General features: G+C 41.9%; 23 protein-coding genes. 1 reads left to right on the top strand and 22 read right to left on the bottom strand.

What is annotated here, in order from left to right; all coding sequences use genetic code 11:
- The 12 genes from WC407_RS13110 to WC407_RS13055 all read right to left on the bottom strand — a co-directional run.
- On the bottom strand, nt 1-1,405 hold a 1,405-nt coding region (locus WC407_RS13110; RefSeq protein ID WP_373023125.1), incomplete at its 3' end, for a glycosyltransferase family 4 protein.
- A 122-nt stretch (nt 1,406-1,527) separates the two neighbouring features.
- Nucleotides 1,528-2,139: a hypothetical protein gene (locus tag WC407_RS13105; RefSeq protein WP_373023124.1), complete on the bottom strand. Its 612-nt coding sequence runs from the start codon at nt 2,137-2,139 to the stop codon at nt 1,528-1,530.
- A gap of 84 nt (nt 2,140-2,223) precedes the next feature.
- Nucleotides 2,224-2,514, bottom strand: coding sequence for a hypothetical protein (locus WC407_RS13100; protein ID WP_373023123.1), 291 nt, complete (start codon nt 2,512-2,514; stop codon nt 2,224-2,226).
- A gap of 2 nt (nt 2,515-2,516) precedes the next feature.
- On the bottom strand, nt 2,517-3,425 hold the full coding sequence (locus WC407_RS13095) for a hypothetical protein (protein WP_373023122.1): 909 nt from the start codon (nt 3,423-3,425) through the stop codon (nt 2,517-2,519).
- The gene (locus tag WC407_RS13090) at nt 3,406-4,512 is read right to left on the bottom strand and encodes a hypothetical protein (protein ID WP_373023121.1); all 1,107 of its coding nucleotides are present in this window, start codon (nt 4,510-4,512) and stop codon (nt 3,406-3,408) included. Before WC407_RS13090 ends, WC407_RS13095 begins: the two co-directional genes overlap by 20 nt.
- Before the next feature lie 10 nt (nt 4,513-4,522).
- Nucleotides 4,523-5,908: a hypothetical protein gene (locus WC407_RS13085; protein ID WP_373023120.1), complete on the bottom strand. Its 1,386-nt coding sequence runs from the start codon at nt 5,906-5,908 to the stop codon at nt 4,523-4,525.
- Between the two features lie 21 nt (nt 5,909-5,929).
- Nucleotides 5,930-6,088, bottom strand: a complete 159-nt coding sequence (locus WC407_RS13080) for an AbrB/MazE/SpoVT family DNA-binding domain-containing protein (protein WP_373023119.1) — start codon at nt 6,086-6,088, stop codon at nt 5,930-5,932.
- Nucleotides 6,089-6,316: 228 nt separating this feature from the next.
- Nucleotides 6,317-8,308 carry a hypothetical protein gene (locus tag WC407_RS13075; protein ID WP_373023118.1) on the bottom strand — a complete coding sequence of 664 codons (1,992 nt, stop codon included), beginning with the start codon at nt 8,306-8,308 and terminating at the stop codon, nt 6,317-6,319.
- Nucleotides 8,309-8,340: 32 nt separating this feature from the next.
- Nucleotides 8,341-8,892 carry a hypothetical protein gene (locus WC407_RS13070; RefSeq protein ID WP_373023117.1) on the bottom strand — a complete coding sequence of 184 codons (552 nt, stop codon included), beginning with the start codon at nt 8,890-8,892 and terminating at the stop codon, nt 8,341-8,343.
- Nucleotides 8,893-8,928: 36 nt separating this feature from the next.
- Nucleotides 8,929-9,522: a D-sedoheptulose 7-phosphate isomerase gene (locus WC407_RS13065; protein ID WP_373023116.1), complete on the bottom strand. Its 594-nt coding sequence runs from the start codon at nt 9,520-9,522 to the stop codon at nt 8,929-8,931.
- Entirely contained in the window at nt 9,522-10,520 is a 999-nt protein-coding gene (locus WC407_RS13060; protein ID WP_373023115.1) for a hypothetical protein, read from the bottom strand. The genes WC407_RS13065 and WC407_RS13060 overlap by 1 nt, the downstream gene beginning before the upstream one ends.
- Nucleotides 10,521-10,583: 63 nt before the next feature.
- Entirely contained in the window at nt 10,584-10,730 is a 147-nt protein-coding gene (locus WC407_RS13055) for a DUF5679 domain-containing protein (RefSeq protein ID WP_373023114.1), read from the bottom strand.
- A gap of 20 nt (nt 10,731-10,750) precedes the next feature.
- Between WC407_RS13055 and WC407_RS13050 the strand changes: the two genes are divergently transcribed.
- Nucleotides 10,751-10,984, top strand: coding sequence for a hypothetical protein (locus WC407_RS13050; RefSeq protein WP_373023113.1), 234 nt, complete (start codon nt 10,751-10,753; stop codon nt 10,982-10,984).
- On the opposite strand, the gene WC407_RS13045 is transcribed toward WC407_RS13050, so the two are convergent.
- The 10 genes from WC407_RS13045 to WC407_RS13000 all read right to left on the bottom strand — a co-directional run bounded on the left by WC407_RS13045 (nt 10,973) and on the right by WC407_RS13000 (nt 15,459).
- The gene (locus WC407_RS13045) at nt 10,973-11,245 is read right to left on the bottom strand and encodes a hypothetical protein (RefSeq protein WP_373023112.1); all 273 of its coding nucleotides are present in this window, start codon (nt 11,243-11,245) and stop codon (nt 10,973-10,975) included. The two genes, WC407_RS13050 and WC407_RS13045, sit on opposite strands and share 12 nt — an antisense overlap.
- A 2-nt stretch (nt 11,246-11,247) precedes the next feature.
- A complete protein-coding gene (locus WC407_RS13040) occupies nt 11,248-11,583 on the bottom strand; it encodes a hypothetical protein (protein ID WP_373023111.1) in 336 nt (111 codons plus the stop codon).
- On the bottom strand, nt 11,583-11,852 hold the full coding sequence (locus tag WC407_RS13035; RefSeq protein WP_373023110.1) for a hypothetical protein: 270 nt from the start codon (nt 11,850-11,852) through the stop codon (nt 11,583-11,585). The genes WC407_RS13040 and WC407_RS13035 overlap by 1 nt, the downstream gene beginning before the upstream one ends.
- Nucleotides 11,852-12,325: a hypothetical protein gene (locus WC407_RS13030; RefSeq protein WP_373023109.1), complete on the bottom strand. Its 474-nt coding sequence runs from the start codon at nt 12,323-12,325 to the stop codon at nt 11,852-11,854. The genes WC407_RS13035 and WC407_RS13030 overlap by 1 nt, the downstream gene beginning before the upstream one ends.
- Before the next feature lie 3 nt (nt 12,326-12,328).
- Nucleotides 12,329-12,613 carry a hypothetical protein gene (locus WC407_RS13025; protein ID WP_373023107.1) on the bottom strand — a complete coding sequence of 95 codons (285 nt, stop codon included), beginning with the start codon at nt 12,611-12,613 and terminating at the stop codon, nt 12,329-12,331.
- A 135-nt stretch (nt 12,614-12,748) separates the two neighbouring features.
- The gene (locus WC407_RS13020; protein ID WP_373023106.1) at nt 12,749-12,988 is read right to left on the bottom strand and encodes a hypothetical protein; all 240 of its coding nucleotides are present in this window, start codon (nt 12,986-12,988) and stop codon (nt 12,749-12,751) included.
- A 130-nt stretch (nt 12,989-13,118) separates the two neighbouring features.
- Nucleotides 13,119-13,379, bottom strand: coding sequence for a hypothetical protein (locus tag WC407_RS13015; RefSeq protein WP_373023105.1), 261 nt, complete (start codon nt 13,377-13,379; stop codon nt 13,119-13,121).
- 2 nt (nt 13,380-13,381) lie between these two features.
- Entirely contained in the window at nt 13,382-13,687 is a 306-nt protein-coding gene (locus WC407_RS13010) for a hypothetical protein (RefSeq protein WP_373023104.1), read from the bottom strand.
- Nucleotides 13,687-14,190 (bottom strand): HD domain-containing protein, encoded by a 504-nt coding sequence (locus WC407_RS13005; protein WP_373023103.1) that lies wholly within the window; start codon nt 14,188-14,190, stop codon nt 13,687-13,689. The genes WC407_RS13010 and WC407_RS13005 overlap by 1 nt, the downstream gene beginning before the upstream one ends.
- A 366-nt stretch (nt 14,191-14,556) precedes the next feature.
- Nucleotides 14,557-15,459: a hypothetical protein gene (locus tag WC407_RS13000; protein ID WP_373023102.1), complete on the bottom strand. Its 903-nt coding sequence runs from the start codon at nt 15,457-15,459 to the stop codon at nt 14,557-14,559.
- Nucleotides 15,460-15,514: the final 55 nt, after the last annotated feature.

Raw genomic sequence — 15,514 nt, 5'->3', positions numbered from 1 at the left:
TTGGCATCGTTGATGTGTATTCAACCTCCGCTTTCGTGTAATCGTCGTATATCCCATGCGTCAGGAGGTATTTCCTGTATCTTGTATAAGAAATGGCGCCCCCGAATTGATTTAATATATCACGTTTCGAAGCGGAGCCTTTCTTCTTGACGTATTCAAGCAACTTCAATTTACCTTCCGAGTCGTCGTTCGATAAATCAAAATCGCAATGCTTCAATATAAGATCATCCCACTCAAATATGGTCTTTTCCCAATCGAACATCGATTTTACTCTTTCGCGGTTTTTCTCACCAACTTTCTTGCACATTTCTTTATCGTTTATCATCGATAAAAGTTTTCTTCGGAAGCCTTTGTATGCGTCTTTGTCTTCGGTCGCCTTGGCGAAAAATAATGGGTAATCTTTTCCCAAAAGTTCGGGCGCAGAACGTCCATCGATTGCAAGAATTGGTTTTCCGCAGGTCATTAGTTCAAGCGTTGCAAGTGACCACGCCCCCCACCCGATATGCATGAAAACTCCGCAATCAACTTTCCAGATCAGGTTCAGATAATCGGGCGTCGCCATATGGTCCATAACTTTGACATATGGGTATTTTGATATTCTTTTATCAGCAAAAACCATATAGACGACATTGGTACAAATGACCTGGAAATTATGATAACCTTCCTCCCACATTTTATCCAAAAATTCAAAAAAGTAGGTTGCGCCCGTGTATGCGGTCAATCGGCTATTCCAAAGAATTGTGAATTTATCGAAGCGTTCTTCTGTTTTGTATTTGTCGATTTCTACCGTATCTATTCCAGAAGTTGTTGGTATAATTCTTTGACGCAAATATTCTGTTTTTTCTGGTGTGATGAAACGTTCTGATTCTTTGATTATGAAATCTTTTGCCCATTGCGAATTCACGCCCGTGGCGGCACCGCATAATAGTCCAACTATTGCTTGATGCGTTACCGGTTCGTTGCACGTTTGCATATTTTCGCCCGCATTGCCCATATAATTATCGGGCGAAACGAACCAGTGGACGTGATTGATTATCGGTATGGAATATGTGATACGTGGATGGTTATTTAGCATTATGAAAAGCGCAGGCGATATCTCGGGTTGATTGTTATAAATCATATCGTAATCATAATCGGATATCTTGATTGCATCTTTCAAGTTGTATAGATCGAACCCCATCCTGCTGTTCATGTTGTAAGTGTCGAACGGGATAAAAATCGGGGTAACTCTTGAAGACTTCGGCAAGATGCAACCTACTGGACATACTATGTAAAAGTGCCACGTCGGGTGCATTTTTAACAAACGCTTGATAACTTGATAATGCGTCAAAGGACCACTATCTGTTTCAGGTCTTGCGCTGTTCGACATGTTGTAATAGTATAGGATTCTTTTCGCTGGTTCCATAAGCATTCCTTCTTTTTGGATAGAAACGTGATAATCACACAATGAAAATACAACTATAAAAAAAAATATATGGGTGGTCGATAGGAACCCCGTCGACCACCGCATACGGAAACGTTGTTTGCCTACGACATCACGATCTTTAATATCTTCATAAGCGAAGATTCGTCCGCAGGCAGGACTTTGCTTATCTTATGGGTGAAGTTATCGCCCTTTGCATCACGGGCAGCCGTCTTGTCCTTCAAGTCGGTTATTGCCTTTTCCGTCTTGACGAAGACGTTTAGGAACTTGTCATGTATCTCTATCTTGAACCTTGCGTCCTTGTCTTTCTTGAAAAGAACATACAACTTGGTGGGCTTCGATGTCAAGCCCGAGGACTTTGCGGCGCTTTCGATCTTTGCGAACATTGCCTTAACGTCATCAGCGACGCCATCGACAAGTTCTTCCGTTTTGTATATCGGCTTTTCCTTGGGTTCGGTTGTGCTTGCATCTTTCGCCTTTTCGGGCTTCGTCGTCTTCTTTGGTTCTTCCTTGGTCACATCGACGGGAGGTACTGCGGGTGTGTCGATGACTTTGCAGCGTGCCTTGCAGGGTATGTTGGCGACGAGATGTGGGCACTTTATGTCCTTTGCTGGGACACCGTTCTTCGGGAAATACTGGCTCTTATGTCCCTTTGTGCATTCAATCACAAAGGCGACCTTGTTCTTGTTGTTGTCGTTTGTCTTTGCGCTTTCCATTAAAACACCTCCATAAGGTGTGAGGTAGTAAATGCATTATCGGTATATAAACTTTATTATAACAAAATTCTAACACAAAAAAGTTCAATCTTCGAGTGATTCCATTGCCGTTTTTCTTGCGTTGTCTATGTCGGTAACAATCTTCATATGAACAATGCAATCAATGGCTTCTCGGAGATTTTCTGGGTTATAAACGTCTTCGCCAGCAACGTTGTTAACCACTTTCTTTACCTTATCCATATCTATTATATTAAAGTCTAAAATAAAAAGCAAAGCCTCGACCTTTTGAAGTGCCAGATCACCACTGGAATATCCCATCTTCGATGCAAGCGCACCAAGATTTTTGACTTTTCCGTGGTCGAGGCTTTGGGGCATTTTTAGTCCTTCTTTTGTTTGCTTTCAACTACCGTATAGTGAATTTCTCCATCCTCTACCCATTGCGACAATGCGAAGACGGGTTTTTCCTGTGTGCTTTGGATGTTTATCTTGCCGCTCATGCGCTTGACAAGGTCGACGAAGATTTTTGGCATCGCCTTTTCTATCTTTTCGCCTTCGAAATCTTCAAAGACCAAACCATCAGTTCTTGAATCGTCGCCTTTGGGATTCCAAATGCCTGATATGCAATACCCGTTCTCTTCGTCGATGTGGTAAATAATGTAATCGACATCACTTACCGACATATCGTTGGCGCCTTTGAGAAGTTCCGCCTGATCGATGTTCAATGAGGTCTTGGCGTTTTCTGTTGCAGGCTTTCCCGTCGCTTCGTCAAGGACAGTTTCCTTTCCTTTCTTGATGTTAAATTGCAACTTCTTTTCCTTGAACGTGAAACGCCTATCGAGCGGGGGTATTATGAGGTTGCCCAATGACTTGGGTGTTATGTTCGTTGGATTTCCTTTTTCGTCTTCGATGTGGATTTTCTCGTTGGGCTTCCACGTTAACGTTATCATGTTGCTACCCTTATACTTCGTGCCGAGCAAGGATGTTAACTTCTTTGGTTCAACGATGAAATATCCCGGCTTTTTTACCTTGGTGTCTGCAGGCAGCCCGATGAAATGTCCAGATACGTTGTTTGTGGCATTCCTGGTGCATACCTGGATTTCGTCTTCGCATTCAATGGCTACCACAGCGAATTCGTCACCGACGCAGAAATATTCCAGAATCGATTGCAACTTTTCTGGCGGTATTTCCAACTCTGGTGCGTTCGACGGGTTCTTAAAGATTGGTATATCCGGTACCAACCCTTCCGACTTATCGACCTTTTCTTTTTTATCCTGTGCTTTCGGCATTAGATTCCTCCTGTTTTTTATTGCGCTTGTTAAGTTGTCTTCGTTCGTCTTTGTCTCGTTCTTCATTAAGACGCCTGAAGAAATCACCAGCACCAGTATTTTCCATCCAAAAGTCTGGTGACATCCTATTTTTTGCGCCTTCTACGGTATCGAGAACATACATCGATTCGTAAACTTTTTTACCCTTAAACTTTCCTTCAGTGATCACCGATTCTTTTAAGGGCTTCTTGAATGAAATAATTAAATCGAGAAAGCCTTCAATGAGGTAAGTCCGCCCGAGTGTATATTCTTCTGTCTTTTCGGTTTCTTTATCCTTGGTAACACCGATTCTCGCCGTGCAATAGAAATTATATCCCATATCACGTTTGTATTTTACACACTCGCGGATAAAATCTTTGTATTCAAGATTTACCATCCCAAATGTTTCACGTTGACCCATAGGAAATAGTGCCGCTTCTGCAGGACCTTTCCCCTTTTCGTCTCTTCCAAGAACTTGTTTTAAGGTCGTTTGCTTGACGAATTGATCTTTAAAAGTTTTTATCTTGCCTCTTGTTGTGATAAAGAAAAAATGGTCAAGAACAGCGTCATAAACTTCGCCCAAGTCTTCCACGATTAATACCCTTTGTTGGGAAAAGTCTGGATATTTTTCGTGATGTTCTTTTAACATCTGCAGATAATACGAAAGGGCGCGCTTGCCTTCATCGAAGCGGTGCTCATACTGGTCTTCTGGTGAATCTTCAGGACTACCAGTTACCGGCCATTTGTGCCACGAGTCGGTTATTTCGTCGGGCATTATCGATGAACGCATTATTAATTGTTCTTGACCTTCCATATCAAAGTCTACCACACACATTAAGCAATGTTCGGCGGCGTCTTTGATTTGGTCTTTATCGCTTGTTTCCCAGTTTAGTTCTTCGTTGTATATTTTTTTGTATGCGTCTTGCACGTTCGACATATGCAAGTCCAAAATAAACCTGGTTTTTCCTGTGCCACGATCACCACGCAACATTGCGGCGACCATAGTTCCTTGGTTTATCCGCTGTCGAGCGGAAACACTCTTGTTGTTTGATGGACTTGCCTTGGGCATTTTTCCTCACCTACTTCTTTTTGGTGCAAGCCGCGTATATCTTCGGTTCGCTTTTTGAGCACTCGATGCACCCGGTATCCTTGACGTTCGGGTGACCGAAATCTCCCGATTTGAAGCACGGGTGGTTTTTTATGTCGGCATCGATGTCGTCTTTCTTCGCAGGCGCAGACTTTCCAGCCTTTGTCGGTGTCTTCTTGACGGGTTCGGGTTTTGCAAGGTCGACCGTTTCATCTGGGTCCGTTGCTTCCTCTTCGACCTCGGCAGGAGCCTCTTCGACAACTTCAGGCGTTTCCTCTGGCGCTTCGACCTTTGCAGGAGGTTCGTCGGTCTTTTCTTCTTTGAAATACTTGTTTGAATCTTCCTTTTCCTTCGCCGCCTTCTTCGAGAAATAGTCCGATGCGTCCTCGGTATCGTCGCTTGCAGGCTTCTCGTCCACGACCTCGGGAGGCGTAAGCAACATCGGATAAATCATGGGTGGGAAGAAAAGAGTGACTTGCGTGCCGTATGTCTCATCTTCCTTGACGTTGATGTTTCCGAGTATGCGAACGACCGAATCCTTGCCGATGTGTGATACGGTTTCCTTGTTGCACAGGCAAGCCAAGTTCGCCTGGTTTTTCTTCTTTTCCAGATCGTCAAGACCCACGGAGGTATCCGTAAGTTCGAGCTTGGCGTAATTCTTGCCCTTTGGGAATGTTATGAAGTTTATCCTGCCTTCAACCAGCCGGTAATCGTTCCTGCCGTTTGACTTGTTGTTACCAGCCTCGCTGATTGGGGTGATGTCGTAATTCTTGGTCATGAGCTTTTCGATGTCGCTCAATACCTGTTCCGAAAGTGCCGCTCCTTTGCATCTATCGTCCACGGTCATGTTGATGATTGGGGCGGTTATGTTCGATGTTGACGCTTCGAACTCGTAGGTATTTCCGAGTGAAATGTCGTCCAACTTTTGTGCATCGGCGTCCCATGCCGATACTTCGATGAACTTCTCATCGGTGCGGTTGTTGTTCTTCGGGTTGATGACGAAGCCTTGCCCGAACGCAAAAACGGAATGTTTCGTCTTTGTGGGTATCTTCTCGTCCTTTTGCGTCTCGTGGCGGACATTCGTCGGGCGGAAAACGACGTTATACTTTGGTCGTATGATCTTCCGTCCAAGTTGCGCTTTCACCGAATCGATGGCATACATTTGTGCCTTGACATCGTTGTATCCGCGCTTTATGAGTTGCTCAGCGAAATTATCGCCAGCCTCCCATACTTGATAGAACATTTCCATCAAGTCTTCCTTTGTGCAAAGCCCAGACTTCTCAACGTATTCTATATGGCGCTTGAGAAGTTTTTCTGCATCGGGGTGCAGCTTTGCGCCCCGAATTCCCGCCTGTTGTGTCGTCGCTGCTTTTACCAAATTTACACCTTCTGTTTTTCTTTATGCCTTTTCTATTATGAGCGCATTGTTGCGCTTATAAATTTTAAGTTGGTCGCCCTTCTTGACGCCGTTTTCCTCTACCCAAATATTGGGCAAAGTGACTGCTAAGGAGCCGCCCAATTCGTGGACTTTGTTGATTGCTATTAGTTCGCCAGGCATATTTTCACCACGGAAATTTTTAATGTCATTTCAAAGATTAATCATTATAAGAGTATTTATATTTTTGATAATAGACCGTTGTCTTTAAACTTGGTAATATGTATCTTGATATTGCAACTTGCACAACGTAAAATAAATGGTAATTTTATAGGTATTTCAACGTCGAAAAATAGATCGCCACATTGTTCAAATCCGTGGTGCCTTTTTCTTCCACATTTCGGACACAAATCATGAACCAGAGAATTTATCGTCGTCATCACCACCTGATTCCAAAATCTTGCGTTTTTCTTTTTGTTGTTGCACGTATTCTTGGTATAACGCTTCGTCAACTGGGGTTATTTCACGATGCCATTCTCTTGCGGATTGTCCAGTCTTGATTTCATTTATCGCTTTATCTTTTCGTTCGATGATTTCTTTCTCTTCGGTTGTATCGATTGCGGGTTGATCTAAGACGTGCCGCGAAAACATCAAGTCCCGCATTTCTTTTAAGCATATCTTCCACAAGACGTTTCCTTCTGTCGATGCATCGAAGTAATTAAAGCCAAACATATGCTTGATAACGTCCTTTATGTGTTCGTCGTTCGTCTTATGTTGTATAGTGTTCTTAGGCAAAGATACTTCAGGCAACTTCATTACCGAAAATGCCTCCTTTTGTTCTTCGATTATTTTTTTATAGCATAGTTGCAACTCTTCGATAAACAACGGCGTCAATTTTGGAACCTTTGTGATGTCTTCGAAGCGTTGATTAATCGCATACGACCTTTCCTTTGATCGGGTCGCTTTTACTTTTATCTTTATCAATCGGTGATTTTCAAGAGTATCAAGATGCACATCCTTTAAAGTATCCATCGTTTGATGGTAACCTATTGCGTCTGAATTTTCGTGGATATTATTCAACGTCAAAGGTATATCTCGTGTCTCTAAATCTTTCATAAGTTCATAAATCTTCATTGTCGTGGCTGGAATTCCGAGCATTGTCGATTCGAGCAACTTGTCAAGAAGCAACAAAGAAATTATATTATCTTCGAGTGATGAATAATAAACCTGCTGGTCTTCCATAATTTCATAACATCTTTGGTATTGATGCAAGACGGTACAGGCTTGGATTAACCCACGCAAACGATTCATGTCTCTTGCACGGCGCATCTCATCTTTTGGGAATATTTTGCCCAATATTGGTCCAAAAATGTTTATCGCTTCATGCTTTTTTAGGGAAAACATTGCGTCATGCATTACTGGTAATTCTGCTGGTAATTTCCATAATTGCCTCTTTGCATCACTTTCAAACGTCGATGTTATAACGAGGTTGGTTTTTTCTCTGGATATTGTGGGCGACCCTTTCATAGTTCTGGAGGACATTTCTTCGTCCTCCATATGCTTAACGGAAAGTAAAATGAAAGAAGCGATACCATCCAAAACATAGGTTATGGTTTCCATTGTGCCCGTCGATTGATTTTTCCCAGTGACTTTATACATCAATCGATCTTTGTCATGCGACATCATTGGCTTAAAAAATTTCACCGCTTCGATTGAATCTTCCTTTTCACGGAAATAAATGCATTTTTCACCAGTCTTATTGACGAATTCACCAGTTTCTGGGTCTTGATAATCATAATCGTATTTGTTGGCTTTTGCTGATACGCCTGCGGGGTCAAATATCATCTCTTTTGGAAATCCATTGACCGCATGTTCAGCGGGGAAAGTTTTACCTGAAGATGTGGGTCCAGTATGTTCGTAAGTTATTGGTTTTGGTGTCTTGCAAGATACAATAACAAGATTGAAAAGCAATAAATCTTCCTCGCAATAGATGAGTGGGTCTTTTGTCGTTCGTCGTTCGATATTATCCATCCTATCGATTAGATCAGGCGCAGATAAAAATTCTTTTGCTTCTTTGGTAAGTTGTCTTTGTATGATTGTTTGCTCACGCTCAAATTCTTGGTCGCGGATTTTCTGACCAACATGCAACATCAAGTCCACAAATTCGTTTTGGTCTTTGAATTTTTCCTTATGTTGAGTGAACGAAAGGGAAAACTGCTTGTATGCTTTTTGTATCGACGTTGCAGAAAGAAGGTCGTATTTTCCGAGTATAACGTCGTTCACTGTCAAGTGGCATTTTAACGCTTCGCCTCCTTTGAGTAAGTTCACCACTACTTTATTGGTATTGTATTGACAAGTGAACAAGGACTGGATTTCTTTTGATTGAATAATCTTTAATAGCATTGGGACATAAAATCAATTAATGTTTATATAAACTATTTCGTCATGCGACCTTGGAGATATTTGAGTATTTCGTCGTATGAATAGCAACGTTTACCCCACTCTAAGCCTTTATTCCAGACCTGATCGAAAACTATAACCTTAGATTGCGGGAAATCCATCAAGTTTGGTGGGTAATCGTCGATTATGTAGTTAACGCCGATATGATGTTTTTTTAATAGCCCGTTCGTTTGAACAATGACCACACTATCGACATGTTGCAAAATATCGGCACGTTGAAGCCACGCAAAGGTGAAGACCTTGGCACGTTTTGTAGGTTGTGATGTGATGATAACAATATCGGCGAATTTATGAAGCATACGCATGAAGCCTTCGGCGTTTCGATATGCATCGGCAAATCCTAAAACTTCGCCTGCATGTTCTTCAAAAGCAAAATCATAAATCTTGTACCCAATCGGGTACAACTCATGCAATTGAAAAGATGGCGGATCTTTTATGATGTGGTCGTGGTAATATTTTAAATAAGTTCGTTCAAGCGACCCGTAAAAATCACGCAGAACACCGTCAACGTCCACGCCGACGATCATCTTTTTTATGCTTCTCCTCCACATATTTACCAACTCTTACGAGAACAATTCTCGTTCTACAATTTCGCAGATGATATGACCTGCGGTAATGTGTGCTTCTTGAATTCGTGCCGTATCTTTCGACGGGACATTAAACGTGAGAACCGAAAACATAGAAATTCTATTATCTTTTTTGCCGGTGAATGCTATTGTATAACAACCCATTTTATCCGCTTTCATTAATCCTAAAATAACGTTGTTAGATTCACCGCTCGTGGATATTCCGATGACGACATCGCCCCTTTTGGCAAAAGCCTCAACTTGTCTATCGAAAATCTGGTCAAATGTAAAATCGTTGCCTATCGCGGTGATCACCGATGTGTTGGTCGTTAATGCGATTGCTTGCAACCCTTTTCTATTCATCTTGAATTTAGAAACGAGTTCGGCGGCTATATGTTGAGCGTCAGCGGCGGAACCACCATTGCCAAAGATTAATATCTTGTTGTCGTTCTTGTATGCTCGTATTATCATGTTTGCGATTGAATTTAATACCAAAAGTTGTTCGTCATCCTTTGCAATATCATTTTTAATCTTTGCGCTTTCCTTAAATCGTTCTTTGATTTCATTAATATAACTTGCAAAAGCCGCCATTAAATCACCTTCAATCCGTTGGGTTCAAATTCAAAATCGACGACGTTGCCACCTGCCAATTTCAATGCTTCAATAACGTTTTGTTTCTTCCCAAAATCGCAATAGAAAAATAAATATCCACCACCTCCAGCACCCAATAATTTTCCGCCCAATGCGCCGTTGGTGATCGCCGTCGAATAAAGTTTATCTATGTCGTCGTTCGTCATCTTTTTGGAAAATTTGCGTTTCATTTTCCATCCTTCATTCAAGATATTTCCAAAATTTGAAATATCGGAATGTTTCAACGCTTCGGACAACTCGTTCGCAAGCCTTTTGGTGCCACACAATGCATCCATAACTGTTTCGTCTTTCTTTAATACGTTCGTCGTTTGGTCGTCAATGATATTAGCCGATACTCTCGTTCCACCAGTATAGCATAAAATCGAATTGTGTTCTATCGTCTTAATTAATTCTTGCGACATCGACATAGGAATAACTGCAATGTTATCTTTGAAGAACGTTATGGTATTGAATCCTCCAAAAGTTGCAGAATAATGGTCTTGATAGCCGCCTGATATTTTTAACCGTCGTCGTTCGAGAATGTATGCCAATTGCGCCACTTGATAGTTCGTCATAGTCTTATTAGTCATTTTGGCAAATGCGCCTATTAATGCGACAATAAGCGCCGAAGAACTACCCAATCCTGAACCTGGCGGCGCATCCGATTTCATTATCAAATCAAAGCCTGATAATGGTTTAAAATGATTGATTACAACTTTTACCAAATCGAGTTCGCCATTATATTCGAGATGCTGGTTGACTTTGTATCTTTTCGTGATGTTATAATCGAGCGGCTCGATTTTTATATCTTCGTCGTAACTGCTATTTACCGAAACGTGGGCATATTTGTCGATTGTGCAACTAACGACAAGCCCACCATACTTTTCTGGAAATGGCGGTACATCCGTTCCCCCGCCTGCAAAAGATATACGCAACGGTGCAACGCTTTTTATTACCATAAATTTCACCTAAAAGATGTGGGGACGAATCGTTGAAAATTCGTCCCCGTCCTTGATCTGGAACTATTTCTTTCCGAGTATCTTGCATACGACGGTTCCGCATTTCGGGCATTTGCCTTTCATCATCATGCGTCCGTTCTTCATCTCAACTTCCTTCTCGTCTTTCATCTTGACCTGTTCCTTGCATTTCATACACCTGCCATCTGTCATTTTTTATTCACCTCCTTAAAGTGGGTGCAACATCGACGACGAACTACAAAAGAGAGTGGAAGCGGTCAAATGCGGAACTTCGTCGATGTTGCTATTTTGTTAATCTTGATATGCGTATTTATACGTTGTTCGTCACCGACGCAAGGCAACGCTTTCCCCGTCGTCGTTCTGTCGTTGTGTCTTCGTATGACGACGGGGACTTGGTCAAAGGGTCGCTTGGCTATGCGTCGGTGCAACGTATCCTAAAATGGTGACGAGTGTTCTTTGTCTTGATGCTTTTCCAAGTCTTCGTTCGCTTCGTCTTCATTGTTGCCCTTTGCCTTGTATCCGCAAGCGCAACTTATGACGAATGACCACCCGTCGTTGTTCATCTTGTCTTTCATTTCTTTGGCGATTTTCAAGCGTTCAAGAACTACCTGCACGTTGCAAGAACCGCAACATGCGCCCGTCTTCAAAGGTTCGGCATTGTGTCCGTATCCTTCAAATTCCTGATTGCATATCACACATTTTCCCATCTTTAACACCTCTTCTTAGGAACGTCGGTAATCGACGATAAATTTCCGTTGTATGCTTCGATGACTTGACGCCAGTACCGCTTGATGTTCTTGCGGGCGATCACCATTTGTTTAAACGTAAGAAAGCCACGCTCGTTGTATTGTCTTGCGAACGATGACAAGATTTCAGCGTCAACACCGGAAAATCCGATTGCGTTGTTTTCTATCGTTCGTTCCGATTGTTGTTCGTCTTGCGTTTGTCTTGCATAGATTGTAAGAAGCGCATTTATTACCGCGTTGTCGTTGACATCAAGCAACGCTTGGACAATGCGCTTCTTTTCTTCTGCTTTGTCGTTCATTATATTATCCTCTCCGATTTCAAGGAACTGGTGATTTGGGCGATTGTCTTGGAATCTTTGTTCGATGTGTATATTCCGAGGTTGTAGAAAAGATACCCGTTTTGTATCAATGCGGATACAACGTCGTCGCCGTTGCTTTTCATGTTCGTCTTTTCGAAGGTTGCAATCTTTATTTGTGTCATTGTGTTCTCATCAATGGGTTCAAATGCGACGACGGAACGCAAGATGGCTTCGGCAGGCGACATATCGGAGGTTATCACGTCGGACATTATTGCGCCTCCAAAGAATCTGCAAAGCCGATATATTTGTATGAAACGGCGCCGTATGTTCCAGGTCCGTGGTTCTTCCTTTCGAAAACGCCAATTTTAACAAGTTCGTCAGCGTGCAAAAGGGCGATTTCACCTTCGAACGTGATAACGGTCTTCCACGTCGGGTGTATTTCGAATCTTGACCCGTGATAGTGGTAAAAAAGACGCCCACTGGCGGGCGCCTTTTTCTTTTCCTTTTCGTCAAGGTCTTTTATTATGATGTTCAAGGTTTCCCTTAACTTGCCCAAAAATTCCCTATCAAGATTTTCGAACAAAACGAGATTGTTTTTTGCCCTTCCGTTGTTCATTGTTACCGTGTTCGCTTCGAAGAAAATCTTTCCATCGTTGCGTGATACTAAGCGCAGGTTGTCGCCCATTCCGTCAGAGAAATCGAAAGATATTCCAGCGTCGTTCTTGCGGACGTTCGTTGTCATTTTTTACTCCTCCTTTTCGTCGTCGTAGTGACTGCGGTCCTTTATCGGGTAAAAGCCCCATGCAAAGTTCGAATCGGCTTGGTTGTCAAAGTTGCCATCGATGTTCTTGCCGTAATACTCGGTCCAGATTCCGTTGACTTCAAAAACATGTTTTGGGAATGATGGGAGCCTGTCATGCATATCGATGAAAATCGTTCCGATTCTTGTCGCATTGCCCTTTTCTGCGGTGTTGATTGCATCTCTGGAAAATGTGTGGGTCTTTTTTTTTGCCCAATTCGTGGATTTCATTCTCGAGTTGTGCAATCAAGTTCTTTCTTGCAACTATCTTTTGGTCTATCTTGAAATTCCTGTCAGATTCGGTTATCATTTTCGCTTTGTATTGCCCGATTGTCATCTTTTGCCTAACTTTTGCATTCGTCATTTTTAGCCCATCCTTGCGTTTTCGAAAAGCATTCCTTGGCTTATTGTGTATGCGTCGATTATGAACTTTGCAGTCTCATTTCCGGGCTCACATGCATAATATATCTTTTCGGTTTTTGTGTCGTCATCAAGTGATTTTATTTCCTTGACTTGCTCGATCTTGAACATCTTGCCATCAGACATTCGCTTGAAGAACACGCCCACAATTCCGTTTCCGATTTTGTTGTTGTTTGTGTTTGTCATTTGACCACTTCCAATATAGTAAATACAATAGGGCTATATAAAGATATTGTAATTACAACGCTGGATTTACAATATTTTGGGATTGGATGCGTCAGAATAAGGTAGGTAAATCCAAGCTCAATCCAAGGAATTACTTTCCTGTCAACTTGCCACGATGACATCTGTTATCTTTTTTGCCCCATTTTAGGGGTATTTCCTCTTTGTCTTTGTCAACGTTCGATAATGTAAATTCAAAGTATGAATTCACCACTTTTAAGATTTGATGCGACATATTGGACGTTTTGTGGGACATCGCCTCGGTATCGTTTGCGAAGACTATTTGGCATTGAACGCAAGCGACCTTGGTCTCATCTTCGGCAAATGTCATCCAGCGCCATTGCAACCGAACCATTTTTATGCCTCGAGAACTTTTCTTCCGAGATAAAGTTCGACCAGATCGGGACGATTTTCGAGCATTAAAAGTTGGGTTACATCGTCATCGTCCAATGGTAATATTTCCCGTATCTTCTTTTTTGGGCAAGAAACATACGCAAAATAATTTCTCTTTTTTGTCCGATAAATGATAAACGTTTCAAGAACTAACTCTGGCATTTTCCCACCAGACGGAAGACGGGTTATTTTTATCTCATATCCACTCGATTTGAGTATCGGGGAAGCCTTATGCGTATCATACAAAACCATACCTATCGTTTGTTGCATTATTTCACCTCCAAAAATCTTGATGCCAACATGTCGATGCAATGCAATAATATGGACATCTCGTTGGGTTCGCCTGCACGATCACCATAACCACCGTGGTGCATTCTTAAGGCTGTTGCAACGTCGTTATCTATCTTGATATTTTCCGATTTTAGTATTTCAAATATCCAAACGGTATGGTGTATATATGGTTTCTTGGTCATTTGGTATATTTTTCCAAAATCATGCAAGAACGCGGCAAAGATTAACTTATCTTTTGAAAACTTTATAGGTAAATTATTTTCTTTGCAAAACGCAAGATAGAAGGAATAAACGACGTTGCAATTTTTCATAACGTCGAAAGTGTGATCATAATTTCCGCCGACATAAGCACCATGATAATCTTTGGAGGATGGAACGGAACGGAAATCGGTATTGTATTTGTCATAAAGATGGAGGGCTTGGGCACGGTAGGGTTCGGACAAGTGTTCTAACATTGCGAGTAATTTATCCGATTTCGGCATATCTACCACAATTGAGGTCAGGATATTTTAAGTTATCTTAGTACCACAAAATGGGCAATAATCGCCAAAGATTGTGTGATGTGCTCGACGATTCGAACCGTGGATTTTATAATCGAACCGCAAACCAACTTTTGATATGCTGGTATGAGTTTCGGGATTTATCACTATCGAAACGTCAAAATGCCCAGCGTCTTCGTATTCCATTTTTGTCTTTTCCTTTATCTGTTGTATGCAATTGCACAAACGCATTCCTCCTAATGGTTCGATGTCTATTATCTTGTCTTTATCGAATGATGTTAAATTATCAATCGTCGTAAGGACCGTTTGTCCGTTCGTCATGTGTAATCTTAGCATTGTTGCACGGGCTTATATCTTCTTGGCGAGTTGTTTAACGAAGTCAACAAGTTCTTCCTTGTATTGTTCCTTTTCTTCGGCTTCCTGTTCCATTAGTTCTTCATACTTGTCCTTGTCAAGATGTGAATTAATCGCTTCCTTGCACATGGTACGAAGCGTGGACATTTCTAATGCATCAAGTTCAACCTGTCCCATTCCGTCCCAATTTCGAGTTCTTGGGTCTTTTTGCTTGACAGGTGCTGGAGGTAATTTGTATTTGCGGACGACATCTTCAATTAAGGCGATACGCTCGACATCAAGAACAACCTGGAATTTTTCGAACGTTTCTTTTATCGATCTTGGGATATCCTCGCCCGTGGGGTCATAATCGCCAAAGTATATGATGAAAAGATTTTTACCAGCCGATTGGGCTTCCTGAAATCGCTCGGAGGCATCTTTGATGAATGTCAAAGATGGGTATCCTTTGCACGGGCATAAAGCAACGTCCAAAGAATTACAAACATCCTGGAAAATATGAATGACGGCTTTTTTCTCAACCCAGACTTCCAAGTAATCGTCTTGGTTTTCCCACCGATTCTTTGAGTAGTATTTCATGCTTGCCTCAATCGACCATTTTGCCGAGGCAATTTTATCGTTGACATCTGTTTCCTCATAATCGGTATTGCCCAACTTTTCTCTTTCATGATCTACAAAGGCGTCAAACGCAATTAACCCATTCCATCTCGCTTCAATCGTCGCCTGAACCACTCGCATATAGTGTTTTATATCGTTCGTCATACCACGGTCAACCAATTTATAATGCAAGTGTCTAACTGTGCAAGCCTCACCAATTTTGGCTAATACGTCGACCGAATTCTCAATTATCCATTTCCGAGTAAATATGTCTTTGACGATTTTTCCAACCATATTAATCACCGAATCTTTTTTGACAGTCATCACAACGCATGATGAGATGATTTTGCTTCGTGAA

Source organism: Sulfuricurvum sp., from assembly GCF_041651515.1.
Lineage (GTDB): Bacteria > Campylobacterota > Campylobacteria > Campylobacterales > Sulfurimonadaceae > Sulfuricurvum.
The sequence above is the reverse complement of the archived record's forward strand: the minus strand, read 5'-3'. Positions and strand labels throughout refer to the sequence as shown.